Source organism: Sphingomonas sp. Sph1(2015), assembly GCF_001970915.1.
GTDB classification, from domain to species: Bacteria; Pseudomonadota; Alphaproteobacteria; order Sphingomonadales; family Sphingomonadaceae; genus Sphingomonas; species Sphingomonas parapaucimobilis.
Genome location: NZ_MQUI01000009.1, coordinates 89,138 through 112,010 on the forward strand (window position 1 = coordinate 89,138; position 22,873 = coordinate 112,010).

A 22,873-nucleotide genomic window follows, 5' to 3' on the forward strand; every position below is an offset into this window, starting at 1 on the left:
GGTCGCGCCACGCTATATCGCCGTCATGACCGATTATGTGACCGTTTCCGCCGACGCGCCCCAGGGGCGGACCGGCGCAATCAAGCTCTGGGGCCGCGAGGCGTTCGACGGGATGCACAAGGCGGGCCGTCTGGCCGCCGAGACGCTGGACATGCTGGTCCCGCATATGGTGCCGGGCGTCAGCACCGGCGAGATCGACCGCCTGATCCACCAGTTCATCCTCGAGCGCGGTGGTGTACCCGCGACGCTGGGCTATCGCGGGTACACCCATTCGACCTGCATCTCGATCAACCATGTCGTCTGCCATGGCATTCCGTCCGAAAAGACGTTGAAGGCTGGTGATATCGTCAATGTCGACGTGACCCCGATCGTCGATGGCTGGCATGGCGATACGAGCCGCATGTATCTGATCGGCGATGTGCCGCTCAAGGCGCGCAAGCTGGTCGAAGTCACCTATGAGTGCCTGATGCTGGGCATCGAGCAGGCCCGGCCCGGCAACCACATGGGCGACGTCGCCCATGCCATTCAGCAGCACGCCGAAAAGCATCGTTACGGCGTGGTCCGCGATTTTTGCGGCCATGGCCTGGGCCTGTTGTTCCACGACGCCCCCGAGGTGGTGCATGTCGGCCGCCCCGGCACCGGCCCCGAGTTGAAGCCCGGCATGATCTTCACCATCGAGCCGATGATCAATATCGGTCGCCCTGACGTAAAGCTGCTCGACGATGGCTGGACGGCGGTGACGCGCGACCGCTCGCTGTCGGCGCAGTTCGAGCATTCGATCGGCATCACTGAAGAAGGCTGCGAAATCTTCACCCTCAGCCCGGCGGGCTATACCCAGCCGCCTTATATCTAAAGCCATGATGCTGGGCACGATCCGGGTTGCGGCACGTGACCGCGCCCGACTGGCCGAGGTGATCGCCACGGCCTCGCGCTTCGGGCTGGACGTGCTGTTGGCGCGGCTGGGGCTAGATCCGGCGCGGCGGGATCCGGATGCCCTGCCCTTCGACTTGCCCGCCCGCACCCGCCAGGCGATGGAGGCCCTCGGCCCGGTCTGGGTCAAGCTTGGCCAGATCCTGGCCACGCGAGCCGATCTGCTGGCGCCCGAATGGATCGCCGAGCTCGAACAGCTCCATAGTGCCGCTCCGCGCCTGCCCTTCGCCGACCTGCGAGAACAGGTGGAAGCCGCGCTGGGCGAATCGCCCGAGAGCGCCTTCGCTCGGTTCGATTCCGAACCGCTGGCTGCCGCCTCGATCGCGCAGGTCCACCGCGCGGCGCTGGCGGATGGTACGGAAGTCGTCCTCAAGATTCGCCGCCCCGGCATCCGTGCGGTGATGGAGGCCGACCTCCGCCTGCTGACCCAGCTGGCCGTAATGGTCGAGGCGACCAATACCGAAGCTAGGCGCTACGGTGCAGTTCGGATGGTGCGCGAGCTTGGCCGCGACATCCTCGAAGAACTCGACTTCACCAACGAAGGCCGCAATGCCGACCGCCTGCGCGAGGATTTTACGGGCGACGCGCGCGTCCTCGTTCCGACCATCCACTGGACGCAAACCTCCGAGACGTTGCTGGTGATCGACTTCATCGAAGGCGTGCCCCCGCGCAACGCCGAGATGTTGCATCAGGCAGGGATCGATCCGTCGGCCATCGCCTCGGCCGGGGCGGATATCGTGCTGGATATGACGCTCATCAACGGGCGCTTCCACGGCGACCCGCATCCGGGCAATCTGCTCTGCCTGCCGGGCAACCGGATCGCCATGCTCGACCTGGGCCTGGTCGGCCATGTGTCCCCGCGCCGCCGCGAAGAGGTGATCGCCTTTACGCAGTCGATCGCCAACAGCGACCCCGCACTGCTGGCGGAAACGCTGAAACAATGGTCGCAAACCGCTGATATCGCGCCGGAACGCTTTCAGGCGGTCGCCGACCGCCTCGTGGCCCGGCATGGCGGCGGCGCGTTTCGGCTGGCGGCGATCCTGGGTGACATCTTTCCGGTGCTGCGCGAAGAACGCATCGTCCTTCAGCCCGATATGCTGCTGTTGTTCAAGTCGCTCATCACCATCGACGGCGTATTGAGCGGCATCCAGCCGGACTTCGACCTGTCGGCCGCCCTTCGCCGGGCCAGCGCGCGGATCGTCGAAACGCGCCTCTCGCCGGAACGCTGGACCAAGCGCGCAGCCGCGCTGGCGCTCGAACTGGACCGGCTGGGCGACGACCTGCCCCGGTTGATCCGCGCCACGACGCGCAAGCTGGAGGGCGAGCAGGCTGGCCTTTCCACCGGCGGCATCGAGGCGGCGATCCGGACCGGCGCGGGCTGGATCGCCGCCGCACTGGCCTTTTCCGGCCTTGCCATCGCGGCGGCCATGCACTTCGGATAACATCTTCGCATCCCCATAGTGACGAACCCGCGACACCACGTTAAAGGCGCGGGCCATGACCGAGATCACGCCCCAGATCGTCGCCGACCACGGCCTGTCCGAAGAAGAATATCAGCGCGTCCTCACCGCGCTGGGCCGCGAGCCGAACCTCGTGGAGCTTGGCATCTTCTCGGTCATGTGGTCCGAGCATTGCAGCTACAAGTCGAGCCGCATCCACCTGAAGAAGCTACCCACCGAAGGGCCACAGGTCATTTGCGGCCCCGGCGAGAATGCGGGCGTCATCGACATCGGCGACGGCCAGGCCGCCATCTTCAAGATGGAGAGCCACAACCACCCGTCCTATATCGAACCCTATCAGGGTGCGGCGACGGGCGTCGGCGGCATCCTGCGCGACGTGTTCACCATGGGCGCGCGGCCGGTCGCCAACCTGAACGCTCTGCGCTTTGGGCGGCCGGATCACCCCAAGATGCGCCACCTGATTTCGGGCGTCGTGCATGGCATCGGCGGTTACGGCAATTGCGTCGGCGTGCCGACCGTGGGCGGCGAGGTGAATTTCCACCCGGCCTATGACGGCAACATTCTGGTCAATGCGATGACCGTCGGTGTCGCCGATCAGGACAAGATCTTCTATTCGGCCGCCAGCGGCGTCGGCAATCCGATCGTCTATGTCGGCTCGAAGACCGGCCGCGACGGCATCCACGGCGCGACGATGGCCTCGGCCGATTTCGGTGAGGATGCGGAGGCCAAGCGCCCGACCGTACAGGTCGGCGACCCCTTCACCGAAAAACTGCTGATCGAGGCATGCCTCGAACTCATGGCGTCGGACGCGATCGTCGCGATCCAGGACATGGGCGCGGCGGGCCTCACCTCCTCGTCGGTCGAGATGGCATCCAAGGGCGGCGTCGGCATCGAGCTGATCATGGACGACGTGCCCCAGCGCGAAGAAGGCATGACGGCCTATGAGATGATGCTGTCCGAAAGCCAGGAGCGGATGCTCATGGTGCTCAAGCCCGGCCGCGAGGATTTCGCCGAGGCGATCTTCCGCAAGTGGGAACTGGACTTCGCAGTTATCGGCCATGTGACCGAGACCGGCCGCATGGTCCTGCGCCACAAGGGCGAGGTGGTGTGCGACATTCCGCTTGCGCCGCTGGCCGATGACGCGCCGCTCTATGACCGTCCGCACGTGCCGACCGAAGCGCCCGCGGCGATCGCCTCGCCCGGCTGTCAGGATCCGGCGGCGGACCTGCTCAAGCTGATGGCCTCGCCCGACATCGCCTCGCGCCGATGGATCTGGGAACAATATGACCATATGGTCGGCGGCGACACGGTGCAGCGCCCCGGTGGCGACGCCGCCGTGGTCCGCGTCCATGGCACGCAAAAGGGGCTCGCGATGAGCACCGACTGCACGCCGCGCTATTGCTATGCCGATCCCGTCACCGGCGGCATGCAGGCGGTGGTCGAGACGTGGCGTAACATCACGGCGGTGGGCGCCAAGCCGCTCGCCATCACCAACTGCCTCAACTTCGCCAACCCTCAGCGCCCCGAGATCATGGGCCAGATCGTCGGCTGTCTGGAGGGCATGAGCCAGGCGTGCCGCGCGCTCGACTATCCGATCGTGTCGGGCAACGTCTCGCTCTACAACGAGTCGAAGGCGACCGGCGGCGGGTCGGCGATCCTGCCGACCCCGGCGATTGGCGGCGTCGGCCTGATGGCGGACTGGTCCAAGTCGGCGACCATCGCGTTCAAGGGCACTGGTGACGTCATCGTCCTGATCGGCACGCCGAAGGGCGAAATCGGCCAGTCGCTGTGGCTGCGCGAAGTGCATGGGATCGAAGGCCGCGAGGCTGGCCCGCCCCCATCGATCGATCTGGATGCAGAGCGTCGCACCGGCGACCTGGTGCGCGACGCGATCACCGCCGGGCATCTGACCGCCGTGCATGACGTTTCGGACGGCGGCATCGCGGTGACGGTCGCCGAGATGGCGCTGGCCGGCAATATCGGCGCACTGATCCAGTTCCCCGAGCAGGGCGAGGCCTGCCGCCAGCTCTTCGCCGAGGATCAGGGCCTGTACATCGCCACGGTCGAGGACACCGCGCTGATGGACTTCCTGGCGAACGCGCATCAGGCGGGCGTCGAGGTCGAGCGGATCGGCCGCACGGCGGGCACGCGCCTGATCTTCGAGCGCGAGGACGGCGACTTCGTGGTGGCGCTCGACGACCTGCGTCGCGCGCATGAGGGCTTTTTTCCCGCGCTGATGGGCGCGGACGCCGCCCTCGCCTGACCCTATGACGGAGCCTCGGCCGCGTGCCGGGGCTCCGCGCAGTGGCGAAGGATCGCGTAGCCGATCGCCGCCGCCAGCATCGAGGCCAACAGCACACCCAGCGACGCCGCATCGCGCATCGCGCCATCGCCGAATGCCAGCCCCGCGATGAACAGGGAGATCGTAAAGCCGATCCCGGCCAAAGCGCCAACGCCTGCCACCATCGGCCATGTCACCTGATCGGGCCGCTGCGCCAGACCCGTCGCACTTGCCACCCAAGTGAATGCCAGGAAACCCAGCGGCTTGCCGACCACCAGGCCCAGCACCACGCCCATGACCAGTGGGCCGCCGATCATCGACAGCAAATCCCCCGAAATATGGATGCGCACGTTCGACAGCGCGAACAGCGGCAGGACGACATAGTTGACCCACGGCGTCAGCACCTCGATCAACCGGCTGCTCGCCTCGCGCGTGGCCGACGCCATCTCGTGCAGATAGCCCAGCCGTTCTTCGGCGCGCTCGCGGTGCCGATCCTCTTCCTCGTCGTCATGGGCATCCTCGGCTGCGTCGTGCGCGTTACGAAACTCGTCGACCCGCCGCTGTACGCGCTGCGCGAAGTCGTGCGGCTCCAGCCGGGGCTGGACCGGGACGGTCAGGCCGATCAGAACCCCGGCGATCGTCGCATGGATGCCGGACTCCAGCACGCCGCCCCACACGAGCAGCGCAAGCAGCACATAGGGCACCGACGACACCCAGCCGATCCGGCGTAGCCCCATGATGCCCCCCAGCCCAGCGGCCGCGACGACCAGCCCCCATGGATCGATCGCGCCACTATAGGCGAAGGCGATGACCAGCAGTCCGCCGACATCGTCCACCGCCGCGAACGCCAGCATCGTCGCACGCAAGCCTGCCGGCAGCCGGTTCGCAAAGACCGCGATCAGCGCGAGGCCGAAAGCCGTGTCGGTGGTAATGACCGCACCCCAACCGGGCTGCGCCGGTGTTCCCCCGGCGACCGCCAAGTAAAGTCCCACCGGCACCAGCATCCCGCCCAAGGCCCCCGAAAGGGGAAGCGCCGCGCTGCGCCAATGCGCCAATGGCCCCACCGCGATTTCCCGCTTCACGTCGGCACCGACGATCACGAAAAACAGCGGCAGCAGCGCGTGGTCGATCCATTCGGCCAGGCCGTGCGACACCTCGCGCCCTCCGAAGCCGATGGTGACGGGCGTGTCCCAGAAGCGCTCGAAGCCACCCGCCCATGGGCTGTTGGCCATCACCAGCGCCAGGATCGTCGCAAGCAACAGCGGCCCGCCGGTCACCTCCCGCCCGGCGAACAGCGGCTCGATCTTCCGCAGGAGCGCCGACGCGGCGGGCGAGTGATGCGCGCGCGCAGCGGCACGTCCGGTCAGGCGAGGCGATAATCCCATGCCATCGCAATGCTTCGCTTCCCCGGACGGTTGCATCCCAGACATGTCAGGCTAAGCCCCGGCGGGATAGACGGAGCTACCCTTTGGCCGATGGTCCTGCCCCCACCCTGACGTTACCCGCCCCGGGCGAGCGCCTATTGTCTCTGGACGTGCTGCGCGGGGTGGCGGTGATGGCGATCCTGCTCGCCAACCTGCCCGGCTTCGCATTGCCCGACCCGGCCTATTCCAACCCGATGGCCTGGGGCGGGCAGCGGCCGATCGATATCGGCACGTGGTTCCTGACCGAAACCTTCGTCAACGGACGGATGCGGGGGCTGTTCTCGCTCCTGTTCGGAGCATCGACCCTTCTGGTCATCCAGCGGGCGGATGCGGCAGGGTGGAACGGAGCGTCGTTCCACCTCCGGCGGATGGCGGTCCTGTTCGTCCTGGGCCTGATCCACCTGACATTTATCTGGACCGGCGATATCCTGGCGCATTACGCACTGGTCGGGATCGTCGCACTCGCCTTTGTGGGCCTGACGCCCAGAGCGTTGTGCTGGACCGCTCTGGCCTTTGCGGGACTGTCCATGGCGTTCGGTTTCCTCGATTGCCTGGGGTTGTTCGCTTCGGCTGCTCGGGACACGCCACAGATGGCGGCGTTATGGGACAGCTATCAACGGGCGTTCGGCACGCCCCCTGCTGTCAGCCTCGCCCCGGAGATCGCGGCGATGCGCGGGTCCTGGGCCATGGCGACAGCCTTTCGGCTGGAGAATAATGGCAATCCGTTGATCGACCTCGTTCAGATCGGTCCCGACACGCTCAGCGCCATGCTGCTGGGCATGGCCGCCTTCAAATCGGGCTTCCTGTCGGGAGACTGGCCGCGCGCCGCCTATCGTCGCTGGGCCGTGTTGGGCCTTGGCCCGACCATCCTCGCCTATGCCGCCATGGCATGGGGCGTCATGGCAAGCGGTTATGACGTTCGCGCCGTTGCGCTGGTCGAGTTGTTCCTGAACGTACCCTTCCGGCTGATCGGCACGATCGGATATGCAGCGTTGATACTGTTGCTGATGCACCCCGGCGGCTGGTGGACGGTCCGGATTGCGGCGGCGGGACGGATGGCCTTTACCAACTATATCGCGACCAGCGTACTGATGACGGCGGTCTTTTACGGCCACGGCCTGGGGCAATTCGCCCGCTGGAGCAGGGCCGAACTCTATGTCCTTGCGCCCCTGATGTGGGGCCTGATGCTATTCTGGTCAAAGCCCTGGCTTGCCCGTTTCCGGTACGGGCCGCTGGAGCGAATATGGCGGCTGGCAAGTCGCGGCGTGATCGGCCGGGGAGGATAATTTTTCTGCAAACGCCTCGCAATATGCTTGCGATCCACTCTCATTAGCGCTAGAGCAAGGGCGTAATCGATGGAGAGCGCCTTGGTCGTCTGCGTCTGCAATGCCATTCGGGAATCCCAGGTCCGCGATGCGGCTCGCGCCGGTTCCATGACCCCGTGCCAAATGTATCAGGCGCTCGGTCGCCAGCCCAAATGCGGCCAGTGCGCGGTCCTGGCACGGGCCATCATCGAAGAAGAACGCGCCGCCGCCTGAATTCGACCGCAGGCTGACCGCCATGCGACCATAGCCCCCGCGTGCGCGTTGGGGAACTTTGGGAGAGCGGCCATGAACGACCGGACCAACCTGCAGATCGGCTTGCGCCGCAGCGGCGAGATGGCTGCCGTTTTCATGATCGGCGATGGCTTGCTCGGCCTGTTGCAACCGAAGCGGCATGTCGAACTCTGGCGATCGGACGTGTCGGCGGTCGATATGCTCGTCCGCCCCTTCACCAATAATCCACTGCGCCGCCGGGCATATGGCCTGCTTCAACTGGCGGCAGGTATCGCCCTGGCCTCTGCCCTGCGAAAGCCATAGCCCGGGGCTAAACGCGGGACGGCCGGATAGGGCGGCGTGGTCGCCGGAACCAGAAGGTCCACACCGCCAGCGATCCCAGCAGGGTCAGCGCCAGGCCGCTGACGGTCATCAGCAGCTTCCACGCCACCCCGCCGACACGTCCGGCATGAAGCGGGTAAAGCATGCTATAGACGCGGGCGGCTTGCGGCATCGCCATCGCGTCACGACTGGTCAACAGACGGCCCGTGGCCGCGTCGAAGGTCAGGGTCGTTCGCCCATTGGGCAACCATTCGTCCGCCCGGCGCATCCGCAGCGTGATCGGGTCACCTGGCTTGCGCGGCATGGACAGGATACGGGGCACGGCGTCGGGGAAACGCTGGCTCGCCGCCGTCAGCATCGCCCGCCAGGGCGGGCTGGCCGCCAACGGTCCGCCATGCACCTTGCCCGGCCGCAATGCCGCCAGTGCCTTGGCGGGTGAGCCAAACGGAGCGACGACGATCATCGCCACCGGACGAAAAACCATCGCGGCACCCGTGATGCTTGAAAGCAGCAGGAGCGGCGCGACGACGATGCCCAGATCGCGGTGATGCATGACGATCGCGGGGCGGCTTAACCGCTTGGGAAGCATCCGCCATTTGAAGGTCCGGCGGGTCCGCCACCACAGGATCGTGCCCGACACCACGAAGAACAGCCCACACAGCCCGGCAATGCCGATCACCGTCTCGCCGATATCGCTGGCGAACAGGTGGTGGTGAAAATCGAACAGCCACAGCTCGGAGCGCTCCCACTGGCTGCTCCAGCGCTCGACGATCCGACCACCCTGATCGGCATAGGCCCCTGCCCCATGGGCAAGCCGCAGCTGGTGCAGCGCAAACCCGTTATCGGCGAATACCACGCTCTCGCCGCCTTTTGGCTGGGGCAGCATGCGCTGAACCGCCGCCGCGACCGCGGCCGGATCGCGGACCAGCGGTAGCGCCTTGCCCGGCACCGAGATCAGCGCGATCTTCCAGACGAGCAGACATCCCGTCAGCCCCAGCAGACCCAGGACCAGACCGATGACACCGCCGGTCCAGCGATGAAGCAGATCGAGCCATTTCATCGTCAGAACCTCACATCCCAGCCAAGCGTAACGGTCCGCCCGCGCCCGAAGGATACTGGCGCGTCGGGGAGAAGGACGGGGTCAGCGGCAAGGCATCGCCCGCCCCCTGCGCCTGCGGCATATCCGAGGCGAGACCCGCCGCCGGATAAAGCGCGATTGAGGTCATCGCCATAAGCCGGCAACCCATATTCATGCCCGCCACCCCCTTTGTTGTAAGGGGCTCATAGGCAAAATTCATGCAATTGCAAAGCGGTCGCATTAGTCAGGCGGCGGCAAATGCGTTCGCCGCTGGCCACCAGACGATCTTACTGGCGACAGACAGAAGCATTTTCCGGTAATATCAGTGATGTAGAGGCGAACCATCCGGCGCGGGCACGCGTTGTCGCGGCTCATCATCGAAAGCATGACATGCCGCATTATCTGATCGCGCAAAGCGAATTGCCTGAGGAACGCGAAGCCCGCCGCCGCCGTACCGGCAAAAGCTCAGGCGAGACCTACGCCGCGACGCTGGAACAAATGCAGCCGGGCATCAAAACGACGATCGTGTCCCCGGCCGACGATGCAGCCTCCGGTTTTTCGAACGACAAATTGGCGGCGTTCGATGGGGTGTTCCTCACCGGCTCGCCGATGCACGTCTATGATGACAGCCCGGAGGTCCGGCGTCAGATCGACTTCATGCGCCGTGTATTCGCGGCAGGCATACCCTCTTTCGGCTCCTGCGCCGGATTGCAGATCGCGGTTGCGGCCGCGGGCGGACAGGTACGCAAGATGCCCGAGCGGATGGAGGCAGGTATCGCCCGCCGCATCACGCCGACCGATGCGGGGCGCAGCCATCCACTGCTTGCAGGTCGGCCATCCAGCTGGGACGCGCCCGCCATCCATGGCGACGAGGTGGAGGAACTGCCGCCCGGCGCGACGCTGCTTGCCAGCAATGCCGTGACATGGGTGCAGGCGGCGGAAATCCGTTTCGACCGCGGCGTCTTCTGGGGCGTGCAATATCATCCCGAGCTGGCGCTCCGCGAGATTGCGCTGGCCATTGCCGCTCAGGCCGGTGATCTGGTCGAGGCGGGGCTGGCCGATCGCGAAGAGGATGTCAAAGCGTGGAGCGACGATCTCGACGCGCTTTACGAAGCACCCGATGACCGGGCACTGCGCTGGCGACTGGGGGTCGATGGCGAGTTCGCGGAGGAACGGTTGCGCCGCCGCGAAATCGCCAACTTCCTGTCCAACCTCCGGATGTTGAGGGGCTAGCCCGCCGGGCCGTTACGGCCCGACATCCGCCGCGCCGGTCATGACCCGGAGCGCCTTACCCGCCTTGAAGCCCAATGCCGCACCGACCCGGTCGTCCCAGCCATAGGGATCGTTGCGCACGATCGGCTCTCCGCCATCGTCGAACAACACTGTCTGATAGAGCAGCCGGACGGGAATCTGGCGCTGCAGCTTCACGGAGCTCTCCTTGCCCGTCTCACGTGCCTTGTGCCACTCGTCGGACACGCCTTCGTCCTTGGCCAGCATCTCGGCAAAACCCAGCGCGTCGTCGACGCGGACGCAACCATGGCTCCGCTGACGCTGGACCATGCCGAACAACGCCTTGGCAGGCGTATCGTGCAGATAGATGGCATGATCGTTCAGCATGTCGAACTTGACCAGCCCGAGCGAATTCTTGGGGCCGGGCTGCTGGACGATCCAGCCATCCTTCCAGACCATGTTGTTGGCCTTCAGATAACCGGCCCCCTTCTTGGCCAGATCCTTCTGCTGGATCGAGCGCGGTACGGTCCAGGTCGGGTTGGCCACGAGGCGATAGATGGGCGACCCCAATTGCGGCGTCTCGGTATCCGGCTCGCCGACCACGACCTTGCGGCTGTCGACGATCTTGCCGTCCCGCCAATAGGTCAGGCGGGCGGCGGCGATGTTGACGTCGATGCGCGTGGCGGGCGGTGTCCGCTCCAGCCAGCGCAGCCGTTCCATCGCAACGGCGATGGCGCGCGCCCGGTCGGCGTTCGACATGTTGAGGATGGCCAGCGCCTCACTGCCGATGATGCCATCGGGCTTCATGCCGTAATCGGCCTGCATCCTGCGGACCGCATCGACGATGGTCGGGCTATAGCTGGTCTCTTGGGCCGCGTTGGGCGCCAGATAATCGAGGACGACCAGCTCGCGCAGGATGACGGGCAGGCGCGGATCGGCCGCGCCGGGCTTGATCGGCTCGCCGGTGCCTGCGATCTTGACGTCGGCGTCCTGCGGCTGCTGGCGAAGCTTCAGATAGGCGTCGGACAGTCGCTTGTAATTGCCGTCCTGCGGCGCCAGGCTGTTCAGCCATTTGGTAAGATCTCCGCCCCGCAGCGCCGCCGCCAGCCCGGCCTTCAGATCGGGCGACGGGCGCGGCACGGTATAGACATCGTAGAGCTTGGTCGGATCGGTCGCGCCCCGCGCCAGGGCCGTGGCGAAGCGGAGAGCCTGTTCGGTGGTCTTGGCCTCATCGCTGCCCGACACGTCGAACGTCATATGGTCCAGACCATGCGCCGCCCGCCCGTCGATCGCCTGACGCAGCTGTCCGCGCGTGCGGTCGCTCCACTGAGCGGGGCCGGATTCCTCGTTTGTCGAAGACGTGGCATTCTGATCCGTTGCGACCTGACCGCCACAGGCCGACAGCAGCAGTCCCAGCGCCAATACCGATCCCGTCCGCATAACCGTTCGTCACTCCCATATATCAGGTCGTAAACGCATCGAAATGAAGTCGGCTCCCGTTTCGGTCGGAAGGCGTCACCAGGCCATGGTCAGTGAGATGGTGGCATGCGGAACCACTGCCGCCGTCGTCCCGCCCGGCATGTCGAGGCGACGCAGCCGCTCGTCCCGGACCAGCGCGACGATGTCGGCCTGCAAGGTCGCGGTGCTCCCACCAAGATTGATGGGCTGAGACAGCGTAAGCCCGCCGCTGCCGTAGAGGCGCGTGCCGCTGCCCTCCGCGTAGAAGCCGTTCCAACCGACGCCGACCATTACCGGCACGCCGAGCGATGGCCCATTCTCCCGGTTGAGGAACTCGAAAGACGGGTTGATCCCGGCAATCGTATAGAAACCACCCTCGCCCTGCGTCCGGCGGGTGATCGCGGCGCGCGGCTTCAAACGCCCCAGCCCGCGATCCGCCGTGTAGAGGATGCTTACGCTCGCTTCGTGCGTCGTGGAGGCGACCCTGTTGGGGCTGGTCTTGAGCGTATAGGTCGCAGCCGTCGTCAGCCCTTTCGCCGGACGCCAGGCGAGCCCAAGCAGATTGTTACTCTCGTACCAGGCGCGCGGCTTGACCCTCTCGTCCGAACGAGGGGCGTGAAAACCGTTGGAGCTTTGTCCGATGACGAACAGATCGCCGTTACCGTCTCCTCTGCGCCGAAGCACCAATGCGCCGCCAAAGGCCATATGCACCGGAACCCGGTCAAGCGCGGCATCGTCATCGTCCAGCGCACCGCGCGCATAATCGCCGTTGCGGATGTCGAGCGTTACGACCGGATGCCAGTCCCTGCCCCCATCCTTCACATCGATCTCCGACAGGGTGGCATCCTCGGTATCGGCGAACGGGATCGACTGGCCCCGGGCGGGACCGGCGGCCCCGGCGATGGCGAACGCGATCGCCGCCATCACCGCACCCTGATCGCGCCTCACGAACTCCGACGGACCAGCCAGACCGTATCGCCCGCATCGTCGAGTACAAAGATCGCCCCGTCCGCGCGGGTCTGGATACTGACCGGACGACCATAGACTTCGCCCTTCTTGGCATCGGCGACGAAGCCGGTCAGGAAGGGCTGCGGCGCGGCGGTCGGGCGGCCGCCTGCAAATGGCACGGCCAGCACGTCATAGCCGCTGAAGCTGGACCGGTTCCACGAACCATGTCGCGCGACATAGGCGGTTTGCCCCGCATTCCCCTTGTCGAACGCGAGACCCAGCGCGGCGGCATGGGCACCGACCGCCACATCGGGCATCAACGTCGTCGCCAGCAGGTCACGGCGTTCATTCGCATGGCGGGGGTCCTGCTTGCCATAATAGCTGTACGGCCAGCCATAGAAGCCGCCCTCCTTCACCCCGACCAGATAGTCGGGCGAGATGTCGTCGCCAATCTCGTCCCGTTCGTTTACCGCCGTCCACAACACCCCGCCGGGTGCCCAGGCCATGCCGACCGGATTGCGCAGGCCCGAGGCGTAGAGCCGCTCCAGCCCGCTCGCCAGATCGACCGCGAGAATCGCGGCGCGGCGCTTTTCCTCGTCCATACCAAACTCGCCGACATTGGAGGCCGAGCCGACCGAGACATAGAGCGTGCGGCCATCCGGGCTGAGCAGCAGGTTGCGGGTCCAGTGGTTGTTATAACCTCCGGCAGGCAGCGCGATCAGCGGCTTTGGCATAGCGGTGATCGTCGTCTGGCCGGGCTGGAACGGAAAGCTCACCACGCCGTCGGTGTTCGCGACATAGAGCCGCCCACCGACATATTGCATCCCGAACGGTTGGTTCAGCCCCTCGCGCAGCACGAAGCGTTGTTCCGCCACTCCGTCCCGATCCGCATCACGGAGCAGGGTCAGGCGGTTGGCACTGAAGCCGGTGGTCTTGGAGAGCGCCTGTCCGCGCTGAACCTCGGGATCGGCGTCGAGCTTGGGCTTGGTCCGCGCCTCCGCGACGATCACATCTCCATTGGGCAGCAACAGCGCCTGGCGTGGATAATCGAGACCGCCGGCGAACTTCACCACCTCATAGCCGCGCGGTGCGACGGGCTTGCGCCCTTCCGGCCAACCGATGGTCTTGGGATGGTTGACCACCGACTCCGTTTCATAGGGCTCGGGCTGTGGTGGCAGGCCGACGACCTGCGATGTCGACTGGGCAGAGGCCCCGCCTGCGACTATGGTCGAGGCGAGGAGAAGATGGGCGAAGGCGATCCTGTTCATGCTGGCTCCCGGCTGCGTGAGCGAGAAACCACCCGATCCGGCCGTATATCCGCCGCCGGGACCGGGACATGAAATGTTACACGCCCCCGATCCGCACATCGCGGTAACGCGGGTTGAGAATATGGAAGACCAGCAGCGCGACGAGATAGGCGACGCCGCACGCGATGAAGAAGGGCTGATAGCTCCCCACCCGGTCGAGCAATGCCCCCAGCGCCTTGGACGCGATGAAGCCGCCCGCCGCCCCGGCAAAACCGCCCAGGCCGATCAATGTCCCTTGCGCATAGCGGGGGAACTGATCGCCGGGCAGCGCGAAGAGGTTGGTCGAAAAGCCCTGATGCGCGGCGCAGGCCAGTCCGATCATCGCCACTGCGATCCAGATGCTGCTCGCCTGCGCGGCGAACATTACCGGCAGGGCGAACAGCGCGCAGGCGAGCATCGCCCGCTTGCGCGCGCGGCCCGTCTCGACACCACGCTTCAACAGCCGTGACGAATACCAGCCGCCGACGATCGCACCGACGTCGGCCATGATATAGATGGCGACCAGTGGCGGCCCGAAATTCTTCAGATCATAGCCGTAACGGCTGTGGAAGAAATCCGGCAGCCAGAACAAAAAGGTCCACCAGACCGGATCGATCAGGAAGCGCCCGGTCATGTAGGACCAGGATTCGCGGTGCCGCAAAACGGTCAGGAAGCCAGCGCGCCCCGTCGTCTCGACCGGTTCTGCCTCGATCCAGGCACGCTCCTCGGATGTGATGCGCGGATGGCTGTGCGGCGGGTGATAGAGCCGCCACCACGCGGTCAGCCAGACGAGGTTGAACAGCCCGGTGACGATGAAGGCCCAGCGCCAATCGAGCACCAGATCGGCGATCAGGAACCCGATCAGCAGCGGCGTCACCACCGCGCCGACATTGGCCCCGGCATTGAAGATGCCGATCGCCATCGCGCGTTCCTTTTTGGGAAACCATTGCGAAGCGGCCGCCAGTGCCGATGGGAAGGTGCCCGCCTCCCCCAGCGCCAGCGGGATGCGGGCGAGCGCGAAACCGGTCGTCGAGGTGACGAGTGTCTGCGCGAAATGCCCGACCGTCCACGCGCCCATTGCCAGCATATAACCCGCACGCGGTCCGATCCGGTCGATCAGCCAGCCGAACAGCAGGAAACCCAGGCCATAGGCCACCTGGAAATAACCGGTGATGTCGCCGTAACCGCTGTTGGTCCAGCCATAGAGTGCGGTCAGCTGCGGCTTGAGCACGCCCAGCACCAGCCGGTCGATGTAACTCAGCACCACGGCGGCGAAGAGCAGACCGCAGATGACCCAGCGCACCCGCCCGCGCGGGGGCGGCACGGCCTGGGCCACGGTGTCTGGCGCGGTGGCGGCGGCTTGGGTCAGATCGCTCATCTCACCGAATCCACCCTCTTTACCAACTCCACAGCGTCCCGTCCTCCAGACGGTTCACCGGCAGATAGGCACGCCTGTACGGATACGTCTCGGCCAGCGCCTCGTCGATCTCGACGCCCAGGCCGGGCGCGTCGCCGGGGTGCATCATGCCGTCCTCCAAACGGTATTGATGCGGGAAGACCGCATCCGTCTCATCGGTGTGCGGCATATGCTCCTGAATGCCGAAATTGGGGATCGACAGCCCGAAATGCAGCGCCGCCGCCATGGTGACGGGTGACAGGTCGGTCGCGCCGTGGCAGCCGGTGCGCACCTGATACAGGTCCGCCAGCGACGCGATCTGCCGCAAATGGGTCAGCCCGCCCGCATGGACGACGGTGGCGCGGATATAGTCGATCAGTCGGTTCTCGATCAGATGCTTGGCATCCCAGATTGAATTGAAGATCTCGCCCACCGCCAGCGGTGTCGTCGTATGCTGGCGGATCAGGCGGAAGGCATCCTGATCCTCGGCGGGGGTCGCATCCTCGATCCAGAAGGGGCGATACGGCTCCAGATCCTTGCCCAGCCGCGCCGCCTCGATCGGGGTCAGGCGGTGATGGACATCGTGGAGCAGATGGACGTCCCAGCCCAGCGCCTCACGCGCGGCGGCGAAAAGTTCGGGAACAACGCGCAGATATTTCTCGGTCGACCAGACGCTTTCGGTCGGCAGGTCGGCATCGGCGGGTTCGTAGCGCTGCCCCGCCTTGGCGACGCCATAGGTGGAGGCGAGGCCCGGCACGCCGCATTGCAGGCGGATCGCGCGATAGCCCTCGTCGCGGTGCCGGATCGCGGTGGCGATCGTGTCCTCGATCGTCGTGCCATTGGCATGGCAGTAGACCATGCAGCCTTCACGCGCGGCCCCCCCCAGCAGCTGATAGACAGGCAGTCCGGCGACCTTGCCCTTGATGTCCCACAGCGCCATGTCGACCGCCGCGATCGCGGTCATCGTCACCGGCCCCCGTCGCCAGTATGCGCCCTTGTAGAGATACTGCCAGATATCCTCTATCCGGTGCGCCTCGCGTCCGATCAGGCAGGGGATAACATGGTCCTGCAGATAGCTGGCGACGGCCATCTCGCGTCCGTTGAGCGTGGCATCGCCAAGGCCGGTGGTGCCGTCGTCGCACTCGATCTTCAGCGTGACGAAGTTGCGCCCCGGTGAGGTAACGATCAGGCGGGCGGAAACGATCTTGGGCATGGAAACGTCCTTCAGGCGAACACGAACGCGACAGAAGGATGGCCGCACGATGCGGCATGGCGGATCGGGTCTTGCCACCGGGTCATTCAGGCCCCTCCTGTCAGGCAGCCGGTCCAACCCGACTTGCCAATTGGTCTGATAGCGGTAACGTGCGGGCCAAGCGTCGGCTTGTCAATCGTCGACATATCGGGAGAGTATGGCATGAAACGGATTCGCGCATGGACCACCGCGCTGTCCCTGTCCTTGGTCGCACTGCCATGTCCGGCGGCGGCAGAGGACGGTTATGCGCTATGGCTGCGCAGCGTCGCGCCATCGGTCGGACAGGTAAATGTCAGGGTGTCGGGGGTGTCAGCGACGCTCGATCTGGCTGCCTCCGAGCTGCGCCGCGCGCTGCCTTCCGGCACGCCGCCCGTCATGGTCGCGACGGCGGCCGACCCCGCCCTCCGTTCGCTGCGTCTGCCGTTCGAGGGGTTGGGTGACGAAGGCTATCTCGTCCGTAGCGTCACGCTGGACGGGCAGAACGTCCTGCTGGTCGCGGGCAACAGCGATCGCGGCGCATTCTATGGTGCGTTCGCGCTGATCCGCCACCTCGCTACCGGCGGCAAGGCGAACGGCGTCGCGCTGCGTTCGGCGCCCAAGGTCAAGCTGCGCGTGCTCAACCATTGGGACAATCTCGATGAAACCGTCGAGCGCGGCTATGCGGGGCAGTCGCTATGGGACTGGTGGACGCTGCCTGACTTCAAGGACCCGCGCTATACTGACTATGCCCGCGCCAATGCCTCGATCGGGATCAACGGCACCGTCCTGAACAACGTGAACGCGAAGGCCGACAGCCTGACCGCGCCCTATATCGCCAAGGCGGCGGCGCTGGCAGACGTGTTCCGCCCCTGGGGCATCAAGGTCTATCTGTCGGTCAAATTTTCCGCGCCGATCGAGCTGGGCGGCCTGAAGACCGCCGATCCGCGCGATCCGGCGGTGGCGGCGTGGTGGAAAGCAAAGGCCGATGAAATCTATCGCACCATCCCCGATTTCGGTGGCTTCCTGGTCAAGGCCAACAGCGAGGGCCAGCCCGGCCCGCGCGACTATGGCGCGTCTCATGCGGACGGCGCGAACATGCTGGCCGCTGCGGTCAAGCCCCATGGCGGCATCGTGATGTGGCGCGCCTTCGTCTATGCCGAAACCGACCCCGAAGACCGCGCGAAACAGGCCTATACCGAGTTCAAGCCGCTCGACGGCAAGTTTGCCGACAACGTGCTGGTACAGGTGAAGAACGGCGCGATCGACTTCCAGCCGCGCGAGCCGTTCCACCCGTTGTTCGGCGCGATGCCACGCACGCCGCTGATGATCGAGTTCCAGATCACCAAGGAATATCTGGGCTTTGCGACCCACCTCGCCTATCTCGGCCCGCTGTTCACCGAGGTGCTGGATTCCAAGACAGGACGCAGGCCGGGTGAGACGGTGGCCGATGTCGTCGACGGTCAGGCCGAACATCACACGCTGTCCGGCATGGCGGGCGTCGCCAACATCGGGCGCGATCGCGACTGGAGCGGATCGACCTTCAATCAGGCGAACTGGTACGCCTTTGGGCGTCTGGCCTGGGACCCCGATCTCTCGGCGGAGGATATTGCGCGCGCCTGGGCCGCGCAGACCTTCAGCACCGACGCCCAGGTCATCGATACCGTCACCGCGATGATGATGGGAAGCCGGGAAGCGGTGGTCGATTATACCGGCGCGCTGGGCCTCGCGCATCTGATGGCGACGGGTCATCATTACGGGCCGGGACCATGGGTATCCGAACTGGCCCGGCCGGAATGGAACCCGACCTATTATCACCGCGCCGATGCCAACGGGATCGGCTTCGACCGCACCGCCTCGGGCAGCAACGCGGTCGGCCAATATGCGGGGCCGGTGGCCAAGGCCTTTGCCAAGCCGGAGACGACGCCTGAATCCATGCTCCTCTGGTTCCATCACCTGCCGTGGGACCGCCGGATGAAGGATGGCCGCACCCTCTGGGAGGATCTCGTCGCCCATTATGATCGCGGCGTCGCCTATGTCGTGCAGATGCAGCGCCAATGGGAAAGTCTGCGCCCGAAGATCGATGCCGAGCGGTGGCAGAAGACGGCAACCTATCTCGCCGTTCAGGAACGCGAGGCCCGGTGGTGGCGCGATGCGAGCCTGGCCTATTGGATGTCGGTCAATCATCGCCCGCTGCCCGCCGGGGTGCGGGCGCCCGACCATGATCTGGCCTGGTACAAGGCGCAGCGCTTTCCCTACGCGCCGGGGCACACTTCATAAGACGGTTAATGGTCGTGGCCTGTCATGGCCGCGACCGACCGCTATTCCTCACCGGCAAAACCAGAATTATAAGCTTTGGTCGGGCCGGTGCCGGTCTGCTTGCCGATCTGTAAATCGATTGTAGCAAGATAAACGACTTTCGGCCGGCGCCTGGACTTAGCGCTCTCGTTTCATCTTGATACGGCCCGGCTGTGGCAGAACAGCCATAGTTCGTCACGAACCCGTTGCGGCCTAACCAATTTTCATTGACTTGTGGACCAATAGGGCAGAACGATAGCGCTATCAGCATACGCCGCATCAGACGGTTGGAGGGGATAGCATGGTTAACGGCATCGTCATGGCCGACGCATCGGCAGACCGCGAGACGCGTGTTCCCAGCCATCATCGCGCGCCACCGGCACCCTGATCCGACACCGACCCGATCCAACGAAATCAATCCGCATGTCGCAACGAACGACAGCGGGCCGCAAGAGAGGACCTGACATGAAATCCGTGCCCACCATCCGCCTCAGCCGCATCGCCCTGCTTTGCGCCACGGCCGTTGGCGCGATGAGCGCTTCGACGGCCTGGGCGCAGGCGGTTCCCGCCCCGCAAGGGCAGATACTTAATGACGGCCAGGATAACGGCCCCTCCGTGCCGCCCGCACCGCGAACCGATCAGACCCCGGGCACGCCGTCCGAAGACATCGTCGTCACCGGCTATCGCTCGAGCCTTGCCAAGTCGACCAATGCCAAGCGCGCGGCGACCGGCTTCACCGACTCGATCTTTGCCGAGGATATCGGCAAGTTTCCAGACACCAACATCGCGGAATCCTTCAATCGCATTCCGGGCGTCACCATCACCCGCGACGTGACCGGCGAAGGCACCAACGTCGCCATTCGCGGCCTGGGATCGAACTTCACCAACGTCACGCTGAACGGCGCACCGATCGCGGTCGCCTCGTCGGGTTCGACCGACGCGCAGGGCACCGACCGCTCCGTCGACCTCAGCTTCTTCCCGACCGACCTGTTCACCAAGCTGACCGTGAACAAGAGCTACACCGCCGACCTGCTGGAAGGCGGCGCGGCGGGTAATATCGACCTGCGCTCTGCCCGCCCGTTCGATCGCAGCGGCCCCTTCCTCGCCTATAACATCCAGGGGTCGAAGCAGACGCCGGAAGACCGGATCGGTGCGCGTGGCTCGCTGATCGGTAGCTGGCGCAACGAAACGTTCGGCGTGCTGGCGGGCGTCTCGGCGCAGCGCCTGTTCACCGACACGCGCGGTTTCGAGACGATCGGCTATACCAACCCGCAGTTGACCGCCGCACAATGCGGTACGACGACCGTTTGCAACACCGGCACCGGTGGCGGCAACTGGACGATCCCGTCCACCGTTCCCAACGGCGCGGGCGCGGGCCTGATCCCCGGCACGGTGATCGACCGCAACTTCCTGCTCGCCAACAATCCGGGCGCGACCATCCAGCAGATCGACAACGGCCTGCTGCCGCGCCTGGGCCGCGTGACCAGCATTCGCGGTCCGCGTGACCGCATCAATGCGATCCTGAGCGCCGAATATCGCCCGACCGACGAGCTGCATTTCTATGTCGACGGCCTGTACGGCTTCAAGAAGAACGAGCTGACCCGTGAGAACATGGCCTGGATCGTCCGCAACGGCGCGATCATCCCGACCAACCTCACCTTCGACAAGTCGGATTGGAGCGCGGGCTGCACCGTCACGGGCGGCACCTTTGCCAATGCCCAGTTCTTCAACGAATTCCGCCCCTATACCGAGACGACGCGCCTCTGGAGCGTCAATCCGGGTGCCGAGTGGCAGATCAACGACAAGCTGAAGCTGAACTTCCAGGGCAATTACGCCCGGTCGACCTTCCACCGCGAAAGTCCGACCGTCGGCATGACGACGCCGCTGGGCGTCGGCAACACCGTCACCTTCTCGAACAATGGCGGCATCCCGACGATCACCAGCGCGCTGGACCTGAACGATCCTAAGAATTTCGGCTGGTATGCGGGCAGCCGCGTCAACCTGCAGGACGAGCGTCGCCTGAACATCAACAAGGGCCTTCGCGGCGACCTGACCTGGGGCGACACCGCGCTGAACCTGAAGGTCGGCGGCGCTTATGACGACACGTCGCGCCGCATCCGGGGCTTCGACAACAGCCAGTTCTGGCAGAACGCCGTGTGCGGCAACAACCCGAACGTCGCCGTCCCCTCGCCCAACTCGCAGCCGCCCTGCGAAGGCCTGAACGCGCCGGGCGCAGCCCCTGCGGGCTATCCGACCTATCCGGGGTATGGCACGGGCTTCAGCTCGGGCATGAGCGGCCCGGTCAGCTATGGTGGCTCGCTGATCCCCAACAGCGCGGCCCCCAGCTATCTGTCGCCGGGACCCGCCGGTTTCGTGACGGTCAATTGGCCCGCCTTTGCCAAGGCCAGCAACTACCAGTTCTTCCACGACAACGCGCCCGAGAATGGCGGCGCGAACACCGGCGCCAGCGCAGGTTTCATCCGCGAGGTCGTGAAGTCGGCCTTCGCGACCGTCAACGGCGCGCAGGAACTGGGCGGCAACACGCTGCGCTTCAATGTCGGCCTGCGCTACGTCAACACGATCCAGACGATCTCGGGCCGCGTCTCGCTGCCCGATCCCCGCAACACCACCGCTTCCGGCGCATCGTTGCCCGATGGCAGCCGTTACCCGAGCATCATCAACATCGCCGAGACGCGCAACGTCTATTCCGAATGGCTGCCCGCCGCGACCTTCGCCTATGATATCGGCGAGCATGCCGTGGTCCGCGTCGCGGGTTCGCGCACCATGACCCGGCCCGATCCCTCGGCACAGCTGCCGGGCATCAACTTCGGCGCGCCCTCGGCCGACCAGGCCTCGATCGGCAACCCGGCGCTGGCGCCCTATCTGTCGACCAATCTCGACCTGGGCTTCGAATATTATACCGGCCGTGAGGGCGTGATCAGCTTCAACGCGTTCCGCAAGTCGCTGGAAGGATTCACCACCACCGCGATCAGCACGGTGCCCTTCTCGAACCTGGCGCAGTATGGCATCACCTATGATACGCTGAACCCGACGCAGCAGATCGCGATCAACGCGCGCGGTGGGCCTGGTGCGGCCCAGGTGCAGGTCACGTCACAGGTCAACGTACCCAACAAGCTGACCATCAACGGCCTGGAATTCCAGTGGGTTCAGCCGCTCGACTTCCTGACCCGCGCGATCGGCATCACCGGCTTCGGCTTCAACGCCAACGCAACGATCGTCGACCAGCGCAGCGACGGCCCCGCCGTTGCGTTCGGCGTGGCGCCCTTCACCTACAACATCACCGGCTATTACGAGAAGAACGGCGTCATGCTGCGCGTCGCCACGACCTCGCGTCAGGGTGCTCAGAACAGCGGTGCGGCGCAGAACGGCATCCCCAACGCGGCGCTGTTCGGCACCGACTATACCACCTACGACTTCTCGTCGGCCTTCGACCTCGACAAGATCTTCGGGATTGCCGGTGCGCCGCAGCTGACCGTCAACGTCGCCAACTTCACCAATGCGACGCTGCGCTCCTACTTCCAGTTCGAGAACGCGACGTTCAACCAGTACAAGCCCGGCCGTCAGTTCCTGATCGGTCTGCGCGGCACCTTCTAAACTTTCGATCGCTCTTCCCTCGCGATCGGATCGAGGCCCCGGCGAAAACCGGGGCCTTTTTTTGCGCGTGGCGCCGCCATCATAGGCGGGCGAGGGCCATAGTTTGAGGTCGGTTAATGAGCGTTTCGCGCTTTCCGCTTTATAGAGTATCGTACGCTGGTGACAGCCGCATCCCCATCATTCCGTGAGACGCATGGCAAGGGCGTCGCTGCCGTCAGTGCTGGCGTGGAAACGCCCCCCTTTATGGATGGCCCGCCCCTAAACCGAACCGTTGTTATCGCACGACAGCGGGTCGTTTGAGGAAGGAGCCAAGGTCATGGACGTATCGGTTCTCGGGATCGATCTGGGCAAGAACAGCTGCAGC

Annotated in this window: 17 protein-coding genes; 9 read left to right on the forward strand and 8 right to left on the reverse strand. The window is 65.4% G+C overall.

Annotation, left to right across the window (positions count from 1 at the left end):
- Nucleotides 1–25: 25 nt before the first annotated feature.
- Genes map through purL form a run of 3 tightly spaced genes read left to right on the forward strand, consistent with a single transcriptional unit; the run spans nucleotide 26 to nucleotide 4,653 of the window.
- Nucleotides 26–853 carry a type I methionyl aminopeptidase gene (map, locus tag BSZ14_RS06020; RefSeq protein ID WP_042489161.1) on the forward strand — a complete coding sequence of 276 codons (828 nt, stop codon included), beginning with the start codon at nucleotides 26–28 and terminating at the stop codon, nucleotides 851–853.
- Between the two features lie 7 nt (nucleotides 854–860).
- Nucleotides 861–2,372 (forward strand): ABC1 kinase family protein, encoded by a 1,512-nt coding sequence (locus BSZ14_RS06025; RefSeq protein WP_076710249.1) that lies wholly within the window; start codon nucleotides 861–863, stop codon nucleotides 2,370–2,372.
- A gap of 55 nt (nucleotides 2,373–2,427) precedes the next feature.
- Nucleotides 2,428–4,653, forward strand: coding sequence for a phosphoribosylformylglycinamidine synthase subunit PurL (gene purL / locus BSZ14_RS06030; protein WP_076710231.1), 2,226 nt, complete (start codon nucleotides 2,428–2,430; stop codon nucleotides 4,651–4,653).
- Nucleotides 4,654–4,655: 2 nt separating this feature from the next.
- Here the strand turns inward: purL and nhaA are convergent, their stop codons facing one another.
- On the reverse strand, nucleotides 4,656–6,056 hold the full coding sequence (gene nhaA, locus BSZ14_RS06035) for a Na+/H+ antiporter NhaA (protein ID WP_076710232.1): 1,401 nt from the start codon (nucleotides 6,054–6,056) through the stop codon (nucleotides 4,656–4,658).
- A gap of 83 nt (nucleotides 6,057–6,139) precedes the next feature.
- Here nhaA and BSZ14_RS06040 point away from each other — a divergent pair, with 83 nt between their 5' ends.
- From BSZ14_RS06040 to BSZ14_RS06050, 3 genes are all read left to right on the forward strand, one after another.
- A complete protein-coding gene (locus tag BSZ14_RS06040) occupies nucleotides 6,140–7,381 on the forward strand; it encodes a DUF418 domain-containing protein (protein ID WP_241823657.1) in 1,242 nt (413 codons plus the stop codon).
- An 81-nt stretch (nucleotides 7,382–7,462) separates the two neighbouring features.
- Entirely contained in the window at nucleotides 7,463–7,633 is a 171-nt protein-coding gene (locus BSZ14_RS06045; RefSeq protein WP_042489390.1) for a (2Fe-2S)-binding protein, read from the forward strand.
- A 72-nt stretch (nucleotides 7,634–7,705) separates the two neighbouring features.
- On the forward strand, nucleotides 7,706–7,954 hold the full coding sequence (locus BSZ14_RS06050) for a hypothetical protein (RefSeq protein ID WP_076710233.1): 249 nt from the start codon (nucleotides 7,706–7,708) through the stop codon (nucleotides 7,952–7,954).
- Nucleotides 7,955–7,961: 7 nt separating this feature from the next.
- Here the strand turns inward: BSZ14_RS06050 and BSZ14_RS06055 are convergent, their stop codons facing one another.
- Both BSZ14_RS06055 and BSZ14_RS19610 read right to left on the reverse strand, forming a co-directional pair.
- Nucleotides 7,962–9,032, reverse strand: coding sequence for a PepSY-associated TM helix domain-containing protein (locus BSZ14_RS06055; RefSeq protein WP_076710234.1), 1,071 nt, complete (start codon nucleotides 9,030–9,032; stop codon nucleotides 7,962–7,964).
- Between the two features lie 10 nt (nucleotides 9,033–9,042).
- A complete protein-coding gene (locus BSZ14_RS19610; protein WP_158069183.1) occupies nucleotides 9,043–9,204 on the reverse strand; it encodes a hypothetical protein in 162 nt (53 codons plus the stop codon).
- Between the two features lie 104 nt (nucleotides 9,205–9,308).
- Between BSZ14_RS19610 and BSZ14_RS06065 the strand changes: the two genes are divergently transcribed.
- Complete coding sequence (locus tag BSZ14_RS06065) at nucleotides 9,309–10,283, forward strand: type 1 glutamine amidotransferase (RefSeq protein WP_241823658.1); 975 nt, start codon at nucleotides 9,309–9,311, stop codon at nucleotides 10,281–10,283.
- A 12-nt stretch (nucleotides 10,284–10,295) separates the two neighbouring features.
- Here the strand turns inward: BSZ14_RS06065 and BSZ14_RS06070 are convergent, their stop codons facing one another.
- The 5 genes from BSZ14_RS06070 to manD form a co-directional block, all read right to left on the reverse strand.
- Complete coding sequence (locus BSZ14_RS06070; RefSeq protein ID WP_076710236.1) at nucleotides 10,296–11,720, reverse strand: L,D-transpeptidase family protein; 1,425 nt, start codon at nucleotides 11,718–11,720, stop codon at nucleotides 10,296–10,298.
- A gap of 75 nt (nucleotides 11,721–11,795) precedes the next feature.
- Nucleotides 11,796–12,686 (reverse strand): hypothetical protein, encoded by an 891-nt coding sequence (locus BSZ14_RS06075; RefSeq protein WP_158069184.1) that lies wholly within the window; start codon nucleotides 12,684–12,686, stop codon nucleotides 11,796–11,798.
- Entirely contained in the window at nucleotides 12,683–13,954 is a 1,272-nt protein-coding gene (locus tag BSZ14_RS06080) for a PQQ-dependent sugar dehydrogenase (protein ID WP_076710238.1), read from the reverse strand. The genes BSZ14_RS06075 and BSZ14_RS06080 overlap by 4 nt, the downstream gene beginning before the upstream one ends.
- A 76-nt stretch (nucleotides 13,955–14,030) precedes the next feature.
- Complete coding sequence (locus BSZ14_RS06085) at nucleotides 14,031–15,350, reverse strand: MFS transporter (RefSeq protein WP_083748140.1); 1,320 nt, start codon at nucleotides 15,348–15,350, stop codon at nucleotides 14,031–14,033.
- A gap of 19 nt (nucleotides 15,351–15,369) precedes the next feature.
- On the reverse strand, nucleotides 15,370–16,581 hold the full coding sequence (manD, locus tag BSZ14_RS06090; RefSeq protein WP_076710239.1) for a D-mannonate dehydratase ManD: 1,212 nt from the start codon (nucleotides 16,579–16,581) through the stop codon (nucleotides 15,370–15,372).
- A 201-nt stretch (nucleotides 16,582–16,782) separates the two neighbouring features.
- Between manD and BSZ14_RS06095 the strand changes: the two genes are divergently transcribed.
- Together BSZ14_RS06095 and BSZ14_RS06100 are read left to right on the forward strand one after the other, a co-directional pair.
- The gene (locus BSZ14_RS06095; RefSeq protein ID WP_076710240.1) at nucleotides 16,783–18,876 is read left to right on the forward strand and encodes an alpha-glucuronidase family glycosyl hydrolase; all 2,094 of its coding nucleotides are present in this window, start codon (nucleotides 16,783–16,785) and stop codon (nucleotides 18,874–18,876) included.
- 483 nt (nucleotides 18,877–19,359) lie between these two features.
- Nucleotides 19,360–22,509 (forward strand): TonB-dependent receptor, encoded by a 3,150-nt coding sequence (locus BSZ14_RS06100; RefSeq protein WP_076710241.1) that lies wholly within the window; start codon nucleotides 19,360–19,362, stop codon nucleotides 22,507–22,509.
- Nucleotides 22,510–22,873 lie beyond the last annotated feature (364 nt).